The sequence below is a fragment of the Streptomyces sp. DSM 118878 genome (genome assembly GCF_052936595.1).
Genome location: NZ_CP193622.1, coordinates 7,247,485 through 7,266,563, shown reverse-complemented (window position 1 = coordinate 7,266,563; position 19,079 = coordinate 7,247,485). Strand labels below are relative to the sequence as shown.

General features: G+C 68.0%; 17 protein-coding genes and 2 pseudogenes. 10 read left to right on the top strand and 9 right to left on the bottom strand.

The annotated features are described in order from the left end of the window. Window position 1 precedes the first annotated feature (1 nt). Both sbnB and sbnA read right to left on the bottom strand, forming a co-directional pair. On the bottom strand, window positions 2-1,009 hold the full coding sequence (sbnB, locus tag ACRAKF_RS31565; protein ID WP_447042264.1) for a 2,3-diaminopropionate biosynthesis protein SbnB: 1,008 nt from the start codon (window positions 1,007-1,009) through the stop codon (window positions 2-4). A gap of 39 nt (window positions 1,010-1,048) precedes the next feature. Beyond that, a complete protein-coding gene (gene sbnA, locus ACRAKF_RS31560; RefSeq protein ID WP_447041102.1) occupies window positions 1,049-1,993 on the bottom strand; it encodes a 2,3-diaminopropionate biosynthesis protein SbnA in 945 nt (314 codons plus the stop codon). Window positions 1,994-2,720: 727 nt separating this feature from the next. Between sbnA and ACRAKF_RS31555 the strand changes: the two genes are divergently transcribed. Then, on the top strand, window positions 2,721-4,262 hold the full coding sequence (locus ACRAKF_RS31555) for a condensation domain-containing protein (protein ID WP_447041100.1): 1,542 nt from the start codon (window positions 2,721-2,723) through the stop codon (window positions 4,260-4,262). A 5-nt stretch (window positions 4,263-4,267) separates the two neighbouring features. Next, window positions 4,268-4,723, top strand: a complete 456-nt coding sequence (locus tag ACRAKF_RS31550; RefSeq protein ID WP_447041099.1) for a GNAT family N-acetyltransferase — start codon at window positions 4,268-4,270, stop codon at window positions 4,721-4,723. 48 nt (window positions 4,724-4,771) lie between these two features. Here ACRAKF_RS31550 and ACRAKF_RS31545 read toward each other — a convergent pair whose 3' ends face one another. Beyond that, window positions 4,772-5,986: a cytochrome P450 family protein gene (locus ACRAKF_RS31545; RefSeq protein WP_447041097.1), complete on the bottom strand. Its 1,215-nt coding sequence runs from the start codon at window positions 5,984-5,986 to the stop codon at window positions 4,772-4,774. A 96-nt stretch (window positions 5,987-6,082) separates the two neighbouring features. Beyond that, window positions 6,083-6,877 (bottom strand): aminoglycoside adenylyltransferase family protein, encoded by a 795-nt coding sequence (locus ACRAKF_RS31540; protein WP_447041095.1) that lies wholly within the window; start codon window positions 6,875-6,877, stop codon window positions 6,083-6,085. Window positions 6,878-7,020: 143 nt separating this feature from the next. Here ACRAKF_RS31540 and ACRAKF_RS31535 point away from each other — a divergent pair, with 143 nt between their 5' ends. The 3 genes from ACRAKF_RS31535 (at window position 7,021) to ACRAKF_RS31525 (ending at window position 10,446) form a co-directional block, all read left to right on the top strand. Continuing rightward, a complete protein-coding gene (locus tag ACRAKF_RS31535) occupies window positions 7,021-8,430 on the top strand; it encodes an acyltransferase (RefSeq protein WP_447041093.1) in 1,410 nt (469 codons plus the stop codon). 886 nt (window positions 8,431-9,316) lie between these two features. Beyond that, window positions 9,317-9,520, top strand: coding sequence for a hypothetical protein (locus ACRAKF_RS31530; RefSeq protein ID WP_447041092.1), 204 nt, complete (start codon window positions 9,317-9,319; stop codon window positions 9,518-9,520). Window positions 9,521-9,762: 242 nt separating this feature from the next. Next, complete coding sequence (locus ACRAKF_RS31525) at window positions 9,763-10,446, top strand: helix-turn-helix transcriptional regulator (RefSeq protein WP_447041091.1); 684 nt, start codon at window positions 9,763-9,765, stop codon at window positions 10,444-10,446. Window positions 10,447-10,489: 43 nt separating this feature from the next. On the opposite strand, the gene ACRAKF_RS31520 is transcribed toward ACRAKF_RS31525, so the two are convergent. Both ACRAKF_RS31520 and ACRAKF_RS31515 read right to left on the bottom strand, forming a co-directional pair. Next, window positions 10,490-10,801, bottom strand: a complete 312-nt coding sequence (locus ACRAKF_RS31520) for a hypothetical protein (RefSeq protein WP_447041089.1) — start codon at window positions 10,799-10,801, stop codon at window positions 10,490-10,492. A 215-nt stretch (window positions 10,802-11,016) separates the two neighbouring features. Continuing rightward, window positions 11,017-11,790, bottom strand: coding sequence for a thioesterase II family protein (locus ACRAKF_RS31515; RefSeq protein WP_447041088.1), 774 nt, complete (start codon window positions 11,788-11,790; stop codon window positions 11,017-11,019). Between the two features lie 315 nt (window positions 11,791-12,105). On the opposite strand from ACRAKF_RS31515, the gene ACRAKF_RS31510 reads away from it, so the two are divergent. Further along, window positions 12,106-12,822: a 4'-phosphopantetheinyl transferase family protein gene (locus ACRAKF_RS31510; protein WP_447041086.1), complete on the top strand. Its 717-nt coding sequence runs from the start codon at window positions 12,106-12,108 to the stop codon at window positions 12,820-12,822. A gap of 275 nt (window positions 12,823-13,097) precedes the next feature. Here the strand turns inward: ACRAKF_RS31510 and ACRAKF_RS31505 are convergent, their stop codons facing one another. Beyond that, window positions 13,098-13,400 carry a hypothetical protein gene (locus tag ACRAKF_RS31505; RefSeq protein ID WP_447041084.1) on the bottom strand — a complete coding sequence of 101 codons (303 nt, stop codon included), beginning with the start codon at window positions 13,398-13,400 and terminating at the stop codon, window positions 13,098-13,100. A 182-nt stretch (window positions 13,401-13,582) separates the two neighbouring features. On the opposite strand from ACRAKF_RS31505, the gene ACRAKF_RS31500 reads away from it, so the two are divergent. Beyond that, a complete protein-coding gene (locus tag ACRAKF_RS31500) occupies window positions 13,583-14,062 on the top strand; it encodes a hypothetical protein (protein WP_447041082.1) in 480 nt (159 codons plus the stop codon). A gap of 93 nt (window positions 14,063-14,155) precedes the next feature. On the opposite strand, the gene ACRAKF_RS31495 is transcribed toward ACRAKF_RS31500, so the two are convergent. After that, window positions 14,156-15,835, bottom strand: a complete 1,680-nt coding sequence (locus ACRAKF_RS31495) for a flavin monoamine oxidase family protein (RefSeq protein ID WP_447041080.1) — start codon at window positions 15,833-15,835, stop codon at window positions 14,156-14,158. 284 nt (window positions 15,836-16,119) lie between these two features. On the opposite strand from ACRAKF_RS31495, the gene ACRAKF_RS31490 reads away from it, so the two are divergent. The 3 genes and pseudogenes from ACRAKF_RS31490 to ACRAKF_RS31480 all read left to right on the top strand — a co-directional run bounded on the left by ACRAKF_RS31490 (window position 16,120) and on the right by ACRAKF_RS31480 (window position 18,762). Then, window positions 16,120-16,434 carry a transposase gene (locus ACRAKF_RS31490; protein ID WP_447041078.1) on the top strand — a complete coding sequence of 105 codons (315 nt, stop codon included), beginning with the start codon at window positions 16,120-16,122 and terminating at the stop codon, window positions 16,432-16,434. Window positions 16,435-16,637: 203 nt separating this feature from the next. Then, a pseudogene (locus tag ACRAKF_RS31485) lies at window positions 16,638-17,419 on the top strand (transposase family protein). Between the two features lie 212 nt (window positions 17,420-17,631). Then, window positions 17,632-18,762 (top strand): 50S ribosomal protein L11 methyltransferase, encoded by a 1,131-nt coding sequence (locus tag ACRAKF_RS31480; protein ID WP_447041076.1) that lies wholly within the window; start codon window positions 17,632-17,634, stop codon window positions 18,760-18,762. A 20-nt stretch (window positions 18,763-18,782) separates the two neighbouring features. Here ACRAKF_RS31480 and ACRAKF_RS31475 read toward each other — a convergent pair. After that, a pseudogene (locus ACRAKF_RS31475) lies at window positions 18,783-19,039 on the bottom strand (alpha/beta fold hydrolase); the annotation flags it as partial. Window positions 19,040-19,079 lie beyond the last annotated feature (40 nt).

Here is a 19,079-nt window from a genome sequence, read left to right as displayed (position 1 = left end):
GCTACCTCACCGCTTCGCCGAAGAAATCCGGGATGTCGTGGCCGTGGCCGTCTGCCGCCACCTGGTCGTGGATCCACTTGCCGACGGCCAGGTCGAGGACGCCGAGGCCGAAGGGCGAGAAGATCGCTGCCTTCCCCGGATCCCGCGTCACCGTGCCGGTCAGCAGCTCGGCGATGGTTCCTTCGATGAAGTCCCGGTTGCCGGTGCGCTGTTCGGTCAGGTGGAGGGAGGTCCGCTCGCGCACCGCGTGGTCCACGTCGTCCGTAAAGTTCTGGGCGGCGAGGATCATCTCGGGGGCGAGGTCGCGCAGGGACAGGTGCAGCACGACCGGCGCGTGGGCGAGCAACTCGGGGTCGTGGATGTGTGGTTCGCCGGCGACGGTGGTCAGCACCACGAGGTCGCAGTCCAGGAACGCGTCCTTCACGTCGTCGACGACGAGGACGTCGTCCGCGCCGCGCTCGGTGAGCTTGCGGGCGAACTCCTCGGCGTGCGCGCGGGATGTGTCGAAGAGCCGGAAGCCGCCCGTCTTCCAGTTCAGGTCCTCCAGGAACCTGGCCACATGGCCGGCGATCAGGCCCGTACCGACGACGCCGACGCGGCGGGCCTCACGCGAGCCGACCAGCGCTTCGGCGCCGAGGGCGGCCGAGGCCGCGGTGCGGGTCGCGGAGATGATGGAGGACTCCAGGCAGGCGAAGGGGTAACCGGTCTCGGTGCTGTTCAGGACCAGCACGGCGGAGGCCCGGGGAATCTTCCGTGCGCCGGGGTTGTCGGGAAAGCTTGCGATCCACTTCACTCCGGCAACGTCGAAGTCTCCGCCCAGATAAGCGGGCAGGGAGATGATCCGCGAGTTCGGCTTGTGCGGGAAGCGCAGGAAGCTGCTGTGCGGATTACTGCTCTCGCCGGCGCCGTGCGCGAGGTAGCCGCGGCGCACCGCGTCTAGGCACGCGTCGCGTTTGTCGTCGATGTGCTTGAGTACTTCGGCCCCGGTGATGACGCGGAGCGAAGGCATCGGAAACTCGGCAATGGAATCGGGCACTGAGATTACCTTTCACGTCACCGGAAGGGACGGTGGGCACTGGGGTTCAGAGGCATCGGGGTCGGGTTCGTCGATGAACTTCGACACCCAGGCGTGGTTGTACACGGTGTTGGCATAGCTGGTTCCGCGATCCGCGCAGATAAAGAGCACAGAGGGCCGGGGACCCGGAACAGGACCACCCGAGAAATAGCGCTGGATCGCGGAATACACACTTCCGGTCGATCCGCCCGCATAGAGTCCGCTGCGCCGGAAAAGCTGTAGACAACCCGCCACCGCTTCCCGCTCCGAAACGATGACGATGTCGTCGATCAACGCGTGCTGAATCAAGGGCGGAGTAACGCTGGAACCGATCCCAGGAATGCGTCGAGTGCTGGGTGGTTGCCCGAATATGGCGGAGCCGACCGTATCCACGGCAACCACCGTGATTCCCGGATATGCCTCTTTGAGGCGCTTCGAGAGTCCGGCGATCGTGCCACCGGTACTCACGCCGACAAACAGGTAATCGAGGCTCTTGAAGTCCTGGACGACTTCTTCGCCCGTGAGGGTGTAGTGGGCCGCCGCGGCGTCCGTGTTCGCGTACTGGTTCGGCCAATAGGGCTGGTCGAGCTCCTTGCGGAGCTCCTCCACACGCTCCAGCCTCGTGCGCAGGTAGCCGCCGGCGCCGTCAGCCCGGGTCACCTTCTCGACCCGGTCGCAGAGCGTCCGCAGGTACACCTCGGTCGAGGCGTTGCAGTTCGGGTCGATGACCGGAATGAACCGGATCCCGAGCGCACTGCAGAAGGACGCCATAGACATGGCGAAGTTGCCCGAAGAAGATTCCACGACCGTGGAGTCCTCGGTGATTTCGCCGCGTTCGATCCCCCGCTTCAGGATCCAGAAGGCGGCTCGATCCTTGGAACTTCCGTTCGGGTTGCTGAACTCCAGCTTGGCGTACAGATCAACTGAATCATCTGTCACTTGAGCCACGGAAGTCGTACTGAACAGGCGTTGAACCCTCTCCAAGCGGCCCCACATTACAGACATTCAGAGATCCACCACGTCTCGTAAAACGGCCACCCGGGTCGCCAGGGTGGCAAAAATGACCGAACTGGGCGATCACCGAACAGAATTCGCCGTGCCCGTCTGCAACCAAGAGAAATCGATCAAGGTAACGCCCCCGTGTCGGCGCACTGACAGATACACACACCCCGCTCAGTGGATCAGCTCGACGTAACTGGATCCCATCCGTCGCCGAGCGTAAAGGTAGGCGAGCGGAACTGTCTATCGTTCATTGTGGGTTCCCGACGCCCTCAACTCCCCAATACAGGACAAACCCAAAGTGGCGGCCGGAAGGCTCCGGCGCCCGGAACGCGGAGCCGCGAGCCCGAGGCGCAGACTTCATTCACCCCTTTGATTGACGCGGACACGCCATGGCGATCTCTGTGTCACGTCGCCCGAGTCTCACCCCGTGGCCCGGAGACCCGGGAGGCGCAACGGGCACAACGCGTTCGATTTTCGAACGCCCGACGCGACGGAATGCTCTTGACAGGAACCCCGTGGTCAGTCACTTTGTTATCGGCTTGACCAACCATTGACCTGCGGGGGGATTCTCAACGGTGCCTGACGCCGAGCGTCGCCCCCTTTTCCGTTACGCACGGACTGTAAGTCACGTGTCGCCGGCGACCGCCGGAAAGGTATGGCAATCGTGGGGGATCTCGAGGAGCGGCTTGCCCGCCTGTCCACCGAGAAGCGGGCGCTGCTCGCCGCCGCTCTGGACAGCAGGGCACGGGCGAACAAGGCGAGGCCGGCGAACGCTCCGGACCTCGGGGAGTACCCGGCAGAACTGACCCACCGTCAAAGAGATATGTGGGAGCGGTCGGCCCAAGCCCCGTCGCCCAGCCACCACTGGCCGCTCGTCGGCCGGCTCCTCGGCACCCTCGACACGGCCGCCCTCGAAACCGCCCTGCGCCAGGTCGTGCGCCGGCAGACGGTTCTGCGGACCGGCTACCGCGAGGAGAACGGCGAGCTGATCGCCGTCGTCCACCCGGCGGACGCCTTTCCCCTGGCGCACCTCGACCTTTCCGCGGAGACCGAGGCCGATCCCGACGCCGGACTCACGGCTGCCCTGGCCCGGGCCCTCGACACGGCCGACGAGCCCATCGACCTCACGGCAGGACCGCCGGGACGCGCCTGCCTGGTCCGGCTGCGCCCCGACGAGCACCTGCTGGCCGTCGCGGTCCACCCCATCGCGACCGACTACGAATCGACCGAGCTCTTCTTCGAGGAGTGGATCGAGGCCTACGCCACCGCGGCGGCGGGCGGCACGGACGACCGGCCCCCGGCCCCCGCGTTCACGGCGTACGCCCGCGCGCAGAACACGTCCCTGGCGCAGGGGCGCCTGGCGCAAGGACTGCGGTTCTGGGAGAGCCGCCTCCAGGACATCGACCTCAGAGCCCATCTGCGGACGCCCGCGGACTCCGGCGCCGCGGACTCCGACGCCGCGGCGTCCGCCGACCGCAGCGAGCGGCTGTACTGGCGGCTGCCGAGCGGCCTCGTGAAGCGCATCCACGACCTGTCGGGGGAGAGCCGTCTGACCCCCTTCATGATCATCGCCACCGGGGTCGGCGTCGCTCTCTCCGCTCATACGGGGCTGCCGGACACCGTCCTGTCCATCCCCGCACCCAACCGCCCCACCAGCGAACACAAGAAGATGTTCGGCTGTCTGGCCAACCCGATCCTGCTCCGCGTCACACCCGACGCCGGCAAGGCGATCGGAGACGTCTTGGACGAGGTGCGGCAGGAGTCGGTGGCGGCCTACGAGCATCAGGACATCCCCTATGCCGAGGTCGTCGCGCGAGCGCTGGGAGAGCCCGTCGGGGCCGTCGCCCCGCAGGCGAGGTTCGCGTTCGCCTATCACTGCGGCAACGAGACCATCACCGCGAACGGCCTCGACCTCGACCGCGTCGACATCCTCCTCGGCGGCGCCCGCGCCGATCTGAGCCTCTCGCTGCGCTACGACCCGGTCGGCATCGACGTCGTGGCCGAGTACGACACCGGGAAGTTCACCCGGGACGCGGCGCGGACCGTGGTCACCTGGGTCGAGTACGCGCTCGACACGCTCACTTCATCCCCCACGGCCTCGGTCCATGAGATCGTTGCCGTCATGCGATCGGGCCGACTGCCGCTCATCACCGAAGAGCCGGTGCCGGCCCTCCCCCGTGCCCGGCCCTCATGGGGAGTGGGGTGACCACCATGTCCGGTGAAGTCGAACTGCGTCCTGTCACACCGGACAACTACAAGGAGTGCCTCGCGCTCCGGGTCCATCCGGAGCAGACGGAGTTCGTCGCCCCCAACAGTGACTCGCTGGTCCTCGCCTACGTCTATCCCCAGGCCGAGGCCAAGGCCGTCTACCGCGGCGACGACCTCGTCGGGTTCGTTCTCTTCCATCCGATCGACGAGGAAGCGCCCGACAAGGGACACTGCATCGTCCGCTTCATGATCGACCGTGCTTTTCAGGGACAGGGCATCGGACGGCGGGCACTGGCCGCCGCGCTCGACTGGATCGTGCGGGAACGCCACGTCGACACGGTGCAGTTGAGCGTCGAGCCGGAGAACGTGAAGGCCCTCGAATTCTACCGCGCGAGCGATTTCGTGGAGACCGGGGAGATGGACGAGGGCGAGATCGTGCTGCGGCGCAAGGTGCCGTGAGCGGCTGGGGCCGGCGGCGCCGAAGCTCCGCCGGCCCCGGCCCTTGAGCTACCAGCGGACCGGAAGCGCGCGTACTCCGCGCAGCAACGTGCCGGGCAGCCAGTCCAGGGCATCCTTTTCCACGTCGAGGGCCAGGCCCGGGACCCGTTCCAGCAGACCGCGGATGGCGATGGCGCCTTCCATACGGGCCAGCGGGGCACCGAGGCAGTAGTGGATCCCGTGGCCGAACGCCACGTGGCCCTGGGTGTTGCGCCGGATGTCGAAGCGCTCGGACTCCGGGAACCTGCTCTCGTCGCGGTTCGCCGCGCCCAGGGCGACCAGGACCGGGTCGCCCACCTGGATGACGGTGTCCCCGACGGTCACCGGCTCCACGGCGAAGCGGAACGTGGCCATCTCGATGGGGCCCTCGTAGCGGAGCATCTCCTCCACCGCGCCTTCGAGCAACGTGAAGTCGCCGCGCAGCTCCGCGAGTTGCGCTGGGTGCCGCAGCAGCGCGTACACGCCGTTCGAGATGAGGTTGACCGTGGTCTCGTGGCCCGCGGAGAGCAGCAGGTAGGCCATGGAGCGCAGTTCGTCGGGCGAGATCCGGTCGCCGTCCTCGTCCGTCGTGCGGATCAGGGTGCTCAGGAGGTCGTCGCCCCCCTCCTCGCGCTTGCTCTCGATCAGGTCGGCGAGGTAGTCGGCCAGTTCACGGAAGGCGGTCAGCTTCTGCTGGAATCCGATGGGGGCGTTGATCGCGTTGGACCAGGCGCGGAAGGACGTGCGGTCCATGGACGGCACGCCGAGGAGCTCGCAGATGACGCCGATGGACAGCGGGAAGGCGTACGACTCGACGAGATCGGCACGGTCCGAGCGCAGCATCTCGTCCAGGAGCCGGTCCGCCTGCTGCCGCACCCCCTCCCGCATCGCCTCGACCCGCCGCGCCGTGAACTCCCGTGACACCAGGCGGCGCAGACGGGTGTGGCGGGGCGGGTCGGACACGAGGAGGTGGGGGCCGAGGAGCTCCATGTCCAGCGAGCTGGCCCCGATGCGGGCGAGGTCCTTGGACAGCCGCTGGTCCGTGAGCGCGGCGCGCGCCTCCTCCACCCCGACGACCAACCAGAACTCCTGGCCGTCGGGCATGCGGACCCAGTGCAGGGGCCCTTGGGCGCGCAGCTGGTGGTAGACGGGGTACGGGTCGCGGTCGAAGTCTTCGGAAAGGCCGGCCAGCTCCACGGCGACCCGCGTCGCCGCGGCCCGCGTACCAGCACCTTGCGTGCTCACTGCGTACCCCCCAGCTCATGGCCCGCGCACCGTGCGCAGACCGGCAACCAGCATGTCATCACCGAGGCGGCGTGCGAACAGGCAATTGCGTCGGCGTTACTTCGGCGCCGGGGCGCGGGTGAGCAGCCGGTCGATCTCGGTGAGCACGCGGTCCACATGCGGACGCACCTGCGCCTGCAACGCGTCGCTCCAGCGCTCCTCGGAGTAGTGGCAGTCGAGATAGAGCTGCCTGGCATGTTCGAGGGCGGCGCGGTGCTCGGGCGGGAGCTGGGCGAGGGCCCAGTCGGCGGCGGCGTCCTTGGACTTGATCTGGCCAGTGGCGAGCGTGGTCCAGATGCGGGCGAAGGTCAACAGGACGTTGCGGGTGTCGCTGTCCAGGTCGTCGAGCAGGCCGGGGATACCCGCCACGCTCGCCCGGACCAGGTCGGCCTGCGGCACCGGGTCGAGGACCTGCGCCGGGCGCGGTCCTGTGAGGGGGTGGTCGCCGGTCAGCGCCATGGTGATCAGCAGGGCCAGATCGGGTATCGGTTCCGGCTGAGGCACCTTCCCGGCCTCGTACTCGGCGCGCAGCCACTCGCCGTAGAGGAAATCGCCGGTCGGTGGGTACCGCCACGGCCTGACCTCGGACTGGACGACCACAGTGAGTTCGACCGGGCGGACCTCACTTCGGGAGCCGGAGATCCGCATCAGGCCACCGAGGAGTGTCCGTCGTTCCTGCTCGTCCATGCGGCGCCGGGAGACGACCAGCACGTCCACGTCGCTGGCCGGCCTGAGTCCACCGAGCACGGAGGAGCCGTGGAGGTAGGTGCCGATGGCATCTCGGCCCAGCACACCGCCGACCAGCCCCACGATCTCCTGAACCTGATCCACCGCACCAGCGTCTCCTGTCATCCTCCCGATCCTCCCTCCGTCGATGGAAGGTGGGGGTTTCCCCTAAACCCGGTTCCACTTCAGGAGGCCGCTCACAACCGGAGGGTTAGGCTCAACGTGTCGACGTGACAGCGTGTTTGGTCCGGAGGGAAGAGCGTGTGGGTATGACGGCATCCGCCATCGAGAGCGACGCCAAGCGAAAGTTCACCGTACGTGTGGGAGAGGCGAGCGGCGACCGCATACGGCTGAGCGTCTACGACATGCTCATAGGCACGATCTATACGCCTCGTGTCTTCTTCTACCGGGAGACACTCGACGGCGAGGCGCTCCGCGCCTCCCTGAGCAGGACATTACGCAACTTCCCGATCCTCGCCGGCCGCATGAAGAAGGATCCCGACGGCGGTCTCAGCGTGCTCTGCGACGACGCCGGTGTGCGCTTCGTCGAGGTACACGCCTCCGTGCCCATGCCGGATTACGGCCCTCGCCACACGGCGAAGAAGGGGCTGGAGCGCCATCTCAGTCACACCGTGCCGTTCTGGGTGGTTGACCGCGATACGCCGCTTCTCACGGTGAAGCTCACCCATATGAGAGGCGGGGGCACCATTCTGGGCCTCACGATGAACCACGCAGTGGCCGACGGGGCCAGCTACATGAGCTTCCTGGAGAGCTGGGCGCGGGAGCACCGGGGCCTCGGGTACCCCAAGCCCAGCCATGACCGTGGAGTCATCGACGCGCTCGCCGCGTCGGCCGCGGGTGACACCCGTACGGGCGGCGCCCATCTCACGGTCATGGAGCGTGGCCGGAAGGCCGCCTTCATCGGCCGCCTCCTGCGGGGCAGCTTCGGCAGCGTGACGACGGTGACCACCCGCTTCTCAGCGGCTGAACTGGCCACCATCAAGGCCACCGCGATGGCCGACCTCGCGGGCACGGAGCGGTGGGTGTCGACCAATGACGCGCTGACCGCCCATCTGTGGAAAGTCCTCGGCGCGTTGCGTGACCGCCCCGACACGAGCGAGGAAAGGCTCGGCCTCATCGCCGACTTCCGTTCGTTCGTCGGCGGATCCGTGCCGGCTGACTACTGGGGCAACGCCGTCACCAATACCCGGCCCGGGATGACCGCGGCCGAACTGCGCTCCCGCCCCCTCGGCGAGGTCGCCGCGACGGTCCGTGCGGCCCATGCCGCGAACACGGCGGAGAGAGTCCGCGAGGAAGTGGCGTTTCTCTGTGCCGAACGCGATGCGGGGCGCTTCAAGCGCGTCATGACCACGATGGCTCTGGACTCGTTCGACAGCACGATCGCGATCAACAACTGGTCGAAGCTGCCCTACTACAGCATCGACTTCGGGCAAGGCACGCCCTTCTGGTACGACTTCACCTCCATGGTGGTTCCCTGGACCGTGCACATCGCGCCGACCCCGGCCGACCAGGACGGCGCCCTCGATGTACATATGGCGCTGCCCCGTGCCCAGGTCCGTGCCCTTCAGGAGCCGTCCTGGGCAGGCCGGTTCCACCACTACACGGGTTCCGGCGAGGTATTTCCGCTGACCTCTATGGATGCCACAGCGAAGCCGTGAGCCGTGAGCAGTGAAGCCGTGAAGCGCCGAGGCCAGGGGCTGCCCCGCGTATCTCCGCGGTGAGCTGTGCGGCGGCACAGCAGGTGCTCGGCGCGATCTCGGCCTCGGTGTCCTTCGGGCGACCCTCAGCGCGCTTCAACACGCGGCCTCGTCGGAGCACTCTCATGGTGCAGCCATGAACAGCGGGCGGTCGCCCGGCGCCACCGCCGTCCTTCCGACGGACCTGACAAGGACCCTACGTTTCGCGTCCGTTTTCCCTGTACTTAGCTGCCCACCAGCCACAAGGGCCGAAACAGCCGCTCATACCTGCCACGATTTCAACACAGCAGCACACGAGATGTTCAAAAACATTCAGGAGCGGAGGCCCTTGAACATGGCTGACATCGCGAGGCAGAACTTAGAGCAGGCGGACGACGCACGGTCAAGGCCCGACGGCCGTACGCGCGACACCGCCCCGCCTGGCCGGGGCAATGGGCTCCAGCATGGGAGTTGGCGTGCGGCAACGCCTCACCGGCGGGGGTGGCCGGCGGGGGCATCGTGGTCCGGGAGACCGACGTGCTCAACCTTCCCGGCGTTGCACTCCACTGTCCGCCACGCATCTCGTGGCTGCTCTTCCTCAAGACCGGCCGCCGGGTGCGGCAACTGCGGCTGATTACACCGCTTCGCGGACGACAGCCGACTTGTCAAAAATCTCCGGCGAGTGAACTTCTCGGGATCCCCTCCAGGTTCGCCCTCATCCTCGGCGGCGGGCCGAAGCGGCCGGTGGCCCAGCGGCCGCGCGCTGCCGGACACCAGGTTCTCACCTGACCTTGCCGGAGGCAGCCGCCACGCTCGACGACATCCGCCGGCTGACCCGACGGATCAAGGGCCTGACAAGAAGCCCCACTTGGGCTGCGCACCCGCCGAGATCTGCGGCATCGGCACGGTCCTGGCCGTCTCCTCCGGAAACACCACGCCCGGGCCCCCCGCCATCGGCTCGACATCGGCGGGCAACCGCAGGGACAACTCCGTGCTGCACACTGCCCTAGTGTCGGCTCATTCTGACCCCCACCTTCTGACCCCCACCATTCTGATCACCCCACCTTTCTGATCATGCACATCAGCCAGGCTTCGGCAGATCCACTCCCGTATCGACGGCCGGGCCGCCCCTGTCGCCGACATCTGCGCCGCCGTGGTGGCCGGTGTGCGGGGCACCGTAACGAACCTCCGTGCAGCACCGGCGCTGCGCGCGATGGCCGAACCCGCCCCGCAGCGGCATCCGATCCTTCCACTGGTCCGCAGCGCCGATTCCGCTGCGGATCTCTTGTTCACCGAAACTCGGGAGAGGTTTTCATGCTCCAGAATACCGACCGAACGACCATGGCCGGCGATCTTCCCTCACTCGCGCACAACACTGTTAACCGAAATCGTCGGGCAAACGGGCCGCACCCTTTCACCTACATGGTGTATCTCGACGCCGAGCTCAACATCGAAGCAGCGGACTCCGACTTCTTCCGTCATGTCGCGCGTCCCTCGCGGGAAATTTGCGGGCAGAGCATCTACGACGTGCTGCACCCCAGCGCCCGCACCATCCTGCCCAAGCATTTCAGCCATATCTCGGACGGCCATGGCGGAAGATTCGTCGAGAAAGTGGTCGTGAAACGCGGCCATGACCGGGGCTTCTCGACCGAGATAACAGGCATAGCGATCCGGGGAGAGGGGGACGCCTTCTCAGGTGTCGTCGTCCTGATGACCCCCGACGACGACCCGTCCGAGGCAGCCCCGGCAGCGAAGTCGAAGCCTCTCCTCACGCCTCTCGACGCCCGCATCCTGGAGGGCGTCGCCACCGGCTCGTCGACCATCCAGTTGGCCTCGCGGCTGTACCTGAGCCGCCAGGGCGTCGAGTACCACGTGGGCCTGATGCTACGCCGGTTCAAGGCGCCCAACCGCGCCACACTTGTCTCCCGCGCCTACGCGATGGGCGTCTTCACGGTCGACAGCTGGCCGCCCCGCGTGCTGCCCGACTTCGTGAAGTGACCGACGAAGAGCGGCCTCCGGGACTGCCGGTCCCGGCGGCCGCTCAGCGGCGGTAGCCGCCGATCCCCTCGTCGTCCGCGTCGTGCCAGACCACGGTGTCGTCGGAACCCTCGCGTATGCGGACGGCATCGCGGGCGACGTTCGCCACCGTCATCTGCGTCAACGTGGCCACAGAGCCGGTCACCGAGGCAAACGCGTTCCGCGATTCGGGGTCCTCCAAATCCAGCTCGAAGCGATCCACATCATTCATCAGCCTGCGAACGTACGGAGAGTCGCCCTGACCGTTCCGCAGCGCGTTCAGGCTGCCACGCAGCTTCATCAAGGCTTTTCGGATTTCAACGATTTCCGCGCTCACCCTACGTTCCTCCGTCTCTTCCGAACCGGCCGGTCCATCGCCACCTGTGCCGATCCAGGATCCCGGGACTCCCGTCATTTTGTGCGGGCCGGACCTATTAAGGAGGAAGACCTGGGTGCGCGCAATACTTGTTTCACCCTCGGCACGTTGTCTGGTAATTTCCCAAAACAGGCGACGCGCCGCCGCACTTCGTGAAGCCCATGGGGCCGGACGGCTCAGACCCCGTCCGGGACGCTCCGCGCCGCGAAGTGCTCGTTGAGGACGCTCAGCACGTCAGCGGCGCGTTCGTTGAGGTAGAAGTGCCCGCCGGGGAAGATCCGCAGGTCGAAGTCGGCCGTGGTGTGCCGCTCCCAGTCGCGGGCCTCGTCGATCGTCGTCTTGGTGTCGCTGTCGCCGACCAGGGCGGTGACCGGGATGTCCACCGTGACGCCGGGCGGGCAGCGGTACGTCTCCACTGCCCGGTAGTCCCCGCGCAGCGCGGGCAGGATCATGCGCAGGACGTCGTCGTCGCCGAGCAGCCGGTCGTCGGTGCCGCTCAGGGCCTTGACCTCGGCCATGACTCCGTCGTCGTCACGGAGGTGGACGCTCTCCTCGCGGTGGCTGGAGGGGGACCGCCGGCCGGAGACGAAGAGCCGTACGGGGCCCGTGCGGCCGTCCTGCTCAAACCTTCGGGCGACCTCGAAGGCGAGGAGCGCGCCCATGCTGTGGCCGAAGAAGGTGAGCGGACGGTCGTCCTCGCTGCGCAGCGCCTCGTACACGCGGTCCGCGAGCGTGCCGATGTCGTCGATCAGCGGTTCCTTGCGCCGGTCCTGGCGGCCCGGGTACTGCAGCGCGACGACGTCGACGTGCGGGGCCAGGGCGCTGGCGACGGGCACGTAGTAGCTGGCCGAGCCCCCCGCGTGCGGGAAGCAGATCAGGCGGTGGGCGGCGTCGGACGCCGGTTGGAACCGGCGGCACCACAGGTCGTTGTCATGGGGGCTCACACTCACGCTGCTTCCATTCCCTTTTCTCTCTTTTGCTCCCGTGATCGACTGTGATCAAACGTGATCGACTGTGGAGCATTGCCTGTTAAGGCGGACACCACACCACTATCGAGGACGCCTGAGTCCAGGGGGGTCACACGTCGGGAAGTCTGGGCGAATCCCTTGTCCTTGGCCCGGCATGCCGGTCACGCGTTGAAGGAATGGGTGGGCCGATGGGATAAATCTGAGCGCCGGACGCGAATCGAGGCGCCGGACCCGCAGCGAGGAGTTCGGCATGCCCAGCATCACGAATCCGCGGATACTGACCCGGCGAGGTGTCCGATGACTCCGCTGATGCGCCGGCTGCTGCCGGCCCAGGTCGAGGTGACCGAGGTCCGCGGCGAGTTGGCGGCTCCGCCGCTGTTCCCGGAGGAGGCCGCGACGGTGGCCCGGGCGGTGGCCAAGCGGCGACGGGAGTTCGCCACCGGCCGCCGCTGCGCCCGCCTGTCGCTGGCCGCGCTCGGCCGCACGGCGGCCCCGCTGTTGCCGGGCCCGTCGGGTGCGCCCTGCTGGCCCGCCGGGGTGGTCGGCGCGATCTCCCACTGCGACGGCTACCGGGTGGCCGCGGTCGCCCACGACAGCGACCTGGCGGGGCTCGGCATCGACGCCGAACCGGCCGGCCCACTGCCGGACGGTGTCCTCGACGCGGTGTCGCTGCCCGAGGAACGGGCCGACCTGGCCCGGCTGACGAGCGCGGCGCCCCACATCCCCTGGGACCGGTTGCTGTTCAGCGCCAAGGAGGCGGTCTACAAGGTGTGGTTCCCCCTCACCCGTAAACCGCTCGGCTTCGAGGACGCCCGGCTGCGCTTCACCCGCGAGCCAGGAGCGGCGGGCCTGGAGCACGGCACGTTCTCGGTCCGGCTGCTGGTGCCCCTGCCGCCCGCGCTCGTACGGGCGGCCGACGGCGGGGCCGTGGACCTGACGGGCCGGTGGCTGGTGGGCGAGGGCATGGTGCTCACCGCGCTGACGCTCCCCGCGGCCGGCTCCGGCACCGCCTGAACGGCCGGTGTTACCTCGAAGTCTAGGAATTCACTCAGGAGCCATTCCGCGCCCTTGGTCGGCCATTTTGGGGAGCCCATCATGGTGATGACCTCCACCCGCACAGCCGGGCGGAATACGGCCGAGGAAAGGCATCGCATGGGCAGGGAATGGGGAACTCTGACGGCCGGTGGCCGAAAAGCACGGGTGAAAGTCACCGGACCGGCGCTGGACCCGGAACGGCCCCACTTATTCCCGTCAATCGGCGAGTACCCGATATACGATGCCTTCGTCTATCAGGCCATGCTCGCCGACGAACCCCGCAACGAGGTGTTCCGGGAGGCCATCGTCCGGCAGGCGCCCGGCGCCACGGTGCTGGAGATCGGCTGCGGGCCCGATCTGTTCTGGTCGCTGTGTGCCGCGGACGCCGGTGCGGACCGCGTCGTCGCCATCGAGAGCCTGGACGACAGCGCCCGCCGAGCGGAGAAACTGGCCCGGGACCGGGCGCCGGACCGGATCAGCGTCGTGGCGGGCCTGTCGACCGAGGTGACGCTCGCGGAGCGGGCGGAACTGTGCATCGCCGAGGTGGTGGGCTGCATCGGCGGCTCCGAAGGCATGGCCCGCGTGATCGAGGATGCCCGGAGCCGGCTTCTGTCGCCGGACGCCCAGGTGGTGCCGCATCGGGTCCGTACGCTGGCCGCGACGGTCTGCCTCGCCGACCTGATGCCCGAAGGCCCCGGCGTGTCGGAGAGCGTGGTGCCGTACGTGGATTCGGTCTTCCGTGCGGCCGACGGCTTCTTCGACCTGCGGATGTGCGTCGGCGGGATCGGGTACGACGCGATCCGCTCGACCACCGGAGACGTCGAGGATCTGCGGTTCAACGACGGGGGAGTCACGGCAGAGCGGCGAACTGCGGCTGACCGCAACCCGGCCGGGCAAGGTCGACGGGCTGCTGCTCTGGCTGGACCTGCAGGGCCGGCCCGGTGGCAAGCGCCTCGACACGCTGTCGACCCGGACCAACTGGCTTCCGGTGTACGTACCGCTGCTGGCCGACGAGCAGGTGTCCCTCGACCCGGGCGACGTCATCGAGTTGCAGGTGTCGTGCGAGCCGAGTGCCGACGGAGTCCACCCGGACTACCGGTTCGCCGGAACGGTACGGCACGCCGACGGACGGCGCATCCCGGTCACGGCCGAGTCGCTCTACGGCGGATCTACGTACCGTCAGACACCCCTGCACAAGGCTCTGTTCAGCGCCGCGTAACCGGCCGCGGGCCGCTGGACAACACCGAAGAAGCGGCCCCGTGTGCCGGTGCACACGGGGCCGCTTCTTCGTGTTCTTCGTGGTGCCCTCGGGTCAGAGCTCGTCCAGTTCCAGCGGCGCGAGCTCGTCGAACACATCCCCCGGCCCGGGGTTGGCCGGGTGGCTGCCGCCGCCGAGATGACGTACGACGCCCCACACGGCGTTCAACGCCGTGGTGACCGCGCCCTCCGCGAAGCCGCCGGTCCAGGAGATGTCGTCGCCGGCCAGGAAGAATCCCCGCTGGTGCGCAGGCAGCTCATCCTGCATGAAGTGGGTGAACAGGCGGCGCTGGTAGCGGTAGTGGCCCGGCAGGTTGGCCTTGAAGGCTCCGGTGAACCAGGGTTCGTTCTCCCAGGTGACGGCCACCGGCGGCGCGATGATGTGAGACCGGATGTCCACGCCCGGATAGATTTCGCCGAGCGAGCGCAGGATGACGTCCAACCGCTCCTCGGCGGACAACGCGGCGACCCGCTGCGAGTCGTCGTTCCAGGTGTAGGACAGACACATCACTCCGGGTCGGTCGGGCCCCCGGCCGAAGAGATACACCGAACGCGGCAGCCTGTCGGTGAGCGTCATGCCCATCACGTCCCGCCCGGTAGCGGCGTCGACGTCCTGCCAGAACGGCCGGTCGGTGAGCGCGAACAGTTTGGAGGAGCCCATGTAGTGGGTGCGCTCTATCGCCGACCGGACCGGCCCGGGCAGCAGCGCGTCGTCGCAGGCGACCCGGCTGTTCAGCAGCCGGTGCTGCCCGGTGAAGACCACCGCCCGGTAGCCGCGCGTCCGGCCGTCGGCGTCGGTGACCTCGATGCGTTCCCCCGCACGGCGCAGCGCGGTGACGGCGGGCCGGGGCCGGTTCTCGTGGAGTGTGGCGAGCGACGTACCGGCCGGCCAGTGCGCGAGGCCCTCGGGAGCGTGCCGCCACAGGCCCAGCGGTACCTGTTCGCAGCCGCCCTCGATGGTCTGCTGGTCGACGTCGGCCTCGGTGTAGACGACGCGGAGGATCTCCAGCATCGAGTTGGGGAAGTCGGTGTCCCAGCCGCCGGTGCCGAAGCCGACCTGCCCGAAGAGCTCACGGAGCCGGAAGGAGGCGAAGGCGGGCGTGGAGCTGAGGAAGCCGTAGAAGGACTGGTCGTCGAGGAGCGGCACGAGGCGGTTCCACACCGCCTTGACCGTGGCCGTGTCCCGGGTGCGGATCGCCTCCTGCATGACCCATACGTCGGCCTGCTCGCGCAGCGTCTTGTCCCAGGCGTCAGCGACCTCCCGGTAGACGGGCGGCAGATCCGCCTCGGTCCGGGCCCAGTGGCTGACGCCGCCGATGTCCAACACCGTCATGGGGGTGGAGGGGCTGAGCGGGTTGGCGAACGGGGTGGTGCGCAGGCCCAGCGTGCGGACGTAGTGGAACAGCGAGGCGGCCGAGAGTGGGAACCGCATGGCCCCCAGCTCGGCCACCTCGTCCGGAAATCCGTCGAAGCCGGCAGAGCGCATCCGGCCGCCCAGGCGTCCCGCCTCGTGGAGAACCGGACGCAGTCCCATCCGCATCAGTTCGTACGCGGCGACCAGACCGGCCATCCCGCCGCCGACGATCGCGACCTCGGTTCCCACAGCGTCGGCCGGGACACGGCCCAGGCCCGCCGGGTGGCTCAGCCAGTCGTCGTAGGGGAAGGGAAAGTCGGGGCCGAGCATGGTGATTCGAGAGCTCGACGGGCCGTTCCCGTGGGGGGTGGTGAGGAGCATGTCGGGCCTATCCCCTCGTCACGCCGGGGCCCGCTGCGGGCCGACCGGCCCTGCCCCGTGGTAGCAGACCCGGACCTCGCGCATCACACATGGCTTCTCCCTGTGGTGGGTGTGCGACCCATAGCCCAGCACGGCATGCGGGGCGCAGACCAGCGAGGACAGTGGACTCTAGGGAATTGCTGGTCATGACCGCCCCCAGCACCGACCAGCCCGGACCACCGCCACGGCCCACCTGCCCGCACCCGCACCCGCACCCGCACCCGCACCCGCACCCGCACAGGTAAGTGGCACCAGGTGGGAATCAAGTACACGAAGCGGTAGACCGAGGAATTCAAGCGGGACGCATCGCGCTCGTCGACTTCACGGGGAAGGCGGTCACTGCGGTCGCCCGGGGACTCGGGATCAGCTCCGGGTCGCTGCGCGGCTGGTATCGCCAGGCCAAGGCGAACCGGGGCGAGAGCCCGAGCGGCGAGCTGACCAGTGCCGAACGGGAGGAAGTGCGGCGGCTGCGCAATGAGAACCGCGAACAGGAGCAGACCATCGAGATCCTGAAAAAGGTGTGCCACGAACGCGGGAGGCTGCTTGCGGTAGTTGAGTAGCTGAACGCGGTGCTGCACGAGAGATGAAGGGGATCAGAGAGGCGGAGCGCAGTCCCCCTGCAGGGGATGGCTGTTGACGCGTCGTTATTGAGCCTTTTCCAAGGTAGCGGTGCTGCCCGCGAGTTGGACGGTCCTGCTCGACGACGAAGCCCCTGGTAGACGGGATCTCGACAAAGATCACCCGTGTCCGCCAGGAGCGTCGCGTGCTTGTCCACCCGTCCTCGATTGATCTGGCCAGCCGCACCCTGCGGTTTCTGACCGGACAGCTGACAGCCAGGCGGCAGGAGATCGGGAGGCGATGGCGGCGCCTTTCCGCCGCACGTCAGGCCCTGCTCCCTGACTCATCTACGGTGCGGTGACACCTCCGCCCAACTCGCCGCCGGATTCGGGATCGCGACCGTCTACCGCTACATACGTGAAGCCGTCGACGCCCTGTCCGCCCTTGCCCCGCCCCTGTGCGAGGCGATGGGGACGATCCGGGCGAAGGCGTTCGTCATCCTCAACGGCACCTTGCTGCCCATCGACCGCATCGCCGCCGACACCCCGTACTACTCCGGGAAGCATTAGCGCCACGGCATGAACGTCCAGGTCCTCGCGGATCCGCTCGGACGGCTGCTCTGGGCCTCGCCGGCTCTGCCCGGTTGGACTCACGACCTGACCGCCGCGCGACAGCACGGGATCATCGAAGCCCTCGCCGATGCGGGGCTCAAATGCTGGGCGGACAAGGCGTACCAGCGGGCCGGTGAACCCGTCCGAGTACCGTTTCGAGGTCGTTGCCGCCTCAGGAGATGGAAGCGCCGCCACACCACCACCCACGCCAAGATCCGCCGCCTTGGCGAGCGGGCCATGGCCACCCTCAAGGGCTGGCGCCTCCTACGGAAGGCTCCACTGCAGCACCAACCAAATCACCGACGTCGTGAAGGCAGTCCTCGTCCTTCACCACGCATCAGCGTGGGGTTGGAAAACGCTCACTCTCGCAGCTTGACAGCCAGCATGAGGAATCAGCCATCAACCGAAACGTGTAATCGCCAGGACGGGCAACAGCTCATGCCTGTACTGCGAAGGTCACTTGCGGGACAACCCTTAAACTGGACAATATTTGGACTTTATTTGTTCATGGCGCATTCCATTCCTAGGGAATTCCGGGTCTCCGGCCTGGCATGCTGATCCGGAAGTTCACTCAGGGAGAGGTTGAAAATGCATCATTCTTTCGTCGCGGAGTTGGCCGCGCCGGGGCGCAAGGTGCCGGTGCGGGCGTGCGATCTGGAGTCGAACCCGGTGTGGCTGTTCGCCTCGATCGGTGAGTACCCGGTGTACGACGAGGCCGCGTATGAGACGATGATCAACGATGGGCGCCGGATGAGCCGGTACGCCGAGGCCGTCCGCCGCTACGCCCCCGGCCGGACCGTGCTCGATATCGGCACAGGGCAGGACGCGGTGTGGGCACTGGCCGCCGCCCGCGCCGGAGCGCGGCATGTGTGGGCCGTGGAAGTCATCCCCCGGTCGGCGCGGATCGCCCGGACGAAGATCGAGCAGGCCGGTTTCGCCGACCGGATCACGGTGATCGAGGGGCTGTCCACGGAGATCGAGCTGCCCGAGCCCGTCGAGATGTGCGTCTCGGAGATCATCGGCACGCTCGGCGGCTCCGAGGGTGCGGGGTCCGTGCTGCGGGACGCACGGGAGCGGCTGGTGAAGCCCGGCGGGGTCTTCATCCCGCACCGCAGCGCCACCACCGCCGTCGCCCTGGACCTGGACAGCGCGAACCTCGGCAGGCCGCCTGGTTTTCCGCCCATAACCTTCCCTTATGTGGAGGAGGTGTTCGCCTCGGTGGGCCGCGCCTTCGATCTGCGGGTGGTCATCGAGGGGCTGCAGGACAACCCGAAGGTACGGGAGCGGTCGTATCTGTCCGGCCCCGTAGAGGTGGAGCCGCTGGAGTTCAACGGCGAGCTGCAGCCGGAAGGCGCGGACGCCGCCGAACTGGCGATCACCCGGCCGGGCCGCTTCTCCGGGCTCGCCCTCGGGGTGCGCCTGTGGGTGGCCGAGGACGATGAGCCGATCGACTCGCTGGTCCAGCCGAGCAGTTGGACCCCGGTGTACGCCCCGCTGTCGGAGGAGGGGCTGTCGGTGCGGCCGGGAGACCGCTTCGAGTTCGACTTCACCACGACGCTGAGCGACGACGGCGTACACCCCGACTACGCGCTCACCGGCGAGTTGCACCGGTCCGGTGCTCCGGCGGTGCCGCTGAGCTGGACCTCGACGCACCATGGGGAGGGCTTCCGCACGACGCCCTTCTACCGCTCGCTGTTCCCCGGGCCAGGAGGGCCCTGACCAGGTGGGCCATCAGCGCGGATGTCGTCGCTCATCGTGGCGCAGTCGAAGCCGTCCGCGGGGTGGGCGGAGTCGCCCAGACCACGGAGGTCCGGTACGACGACGGGGTGCCGTGCCGTCAGCTTCGGGACCAGGTGCCGCCAGTGACAGCCGGTCTTGGGCACGCCGTGCAGCAGTATTACCACCGGGCCGGAGCCGGCCGTTCGGTAATGCAGCTTGGTCCCGTTACGGCGACGCGGCTGGTGCGGACAGGTGCTCCAGGATGGTCGGAAATCATTGCTTCCCCATGATCGATCTCAGAGGTTCGGGGCTGAGTA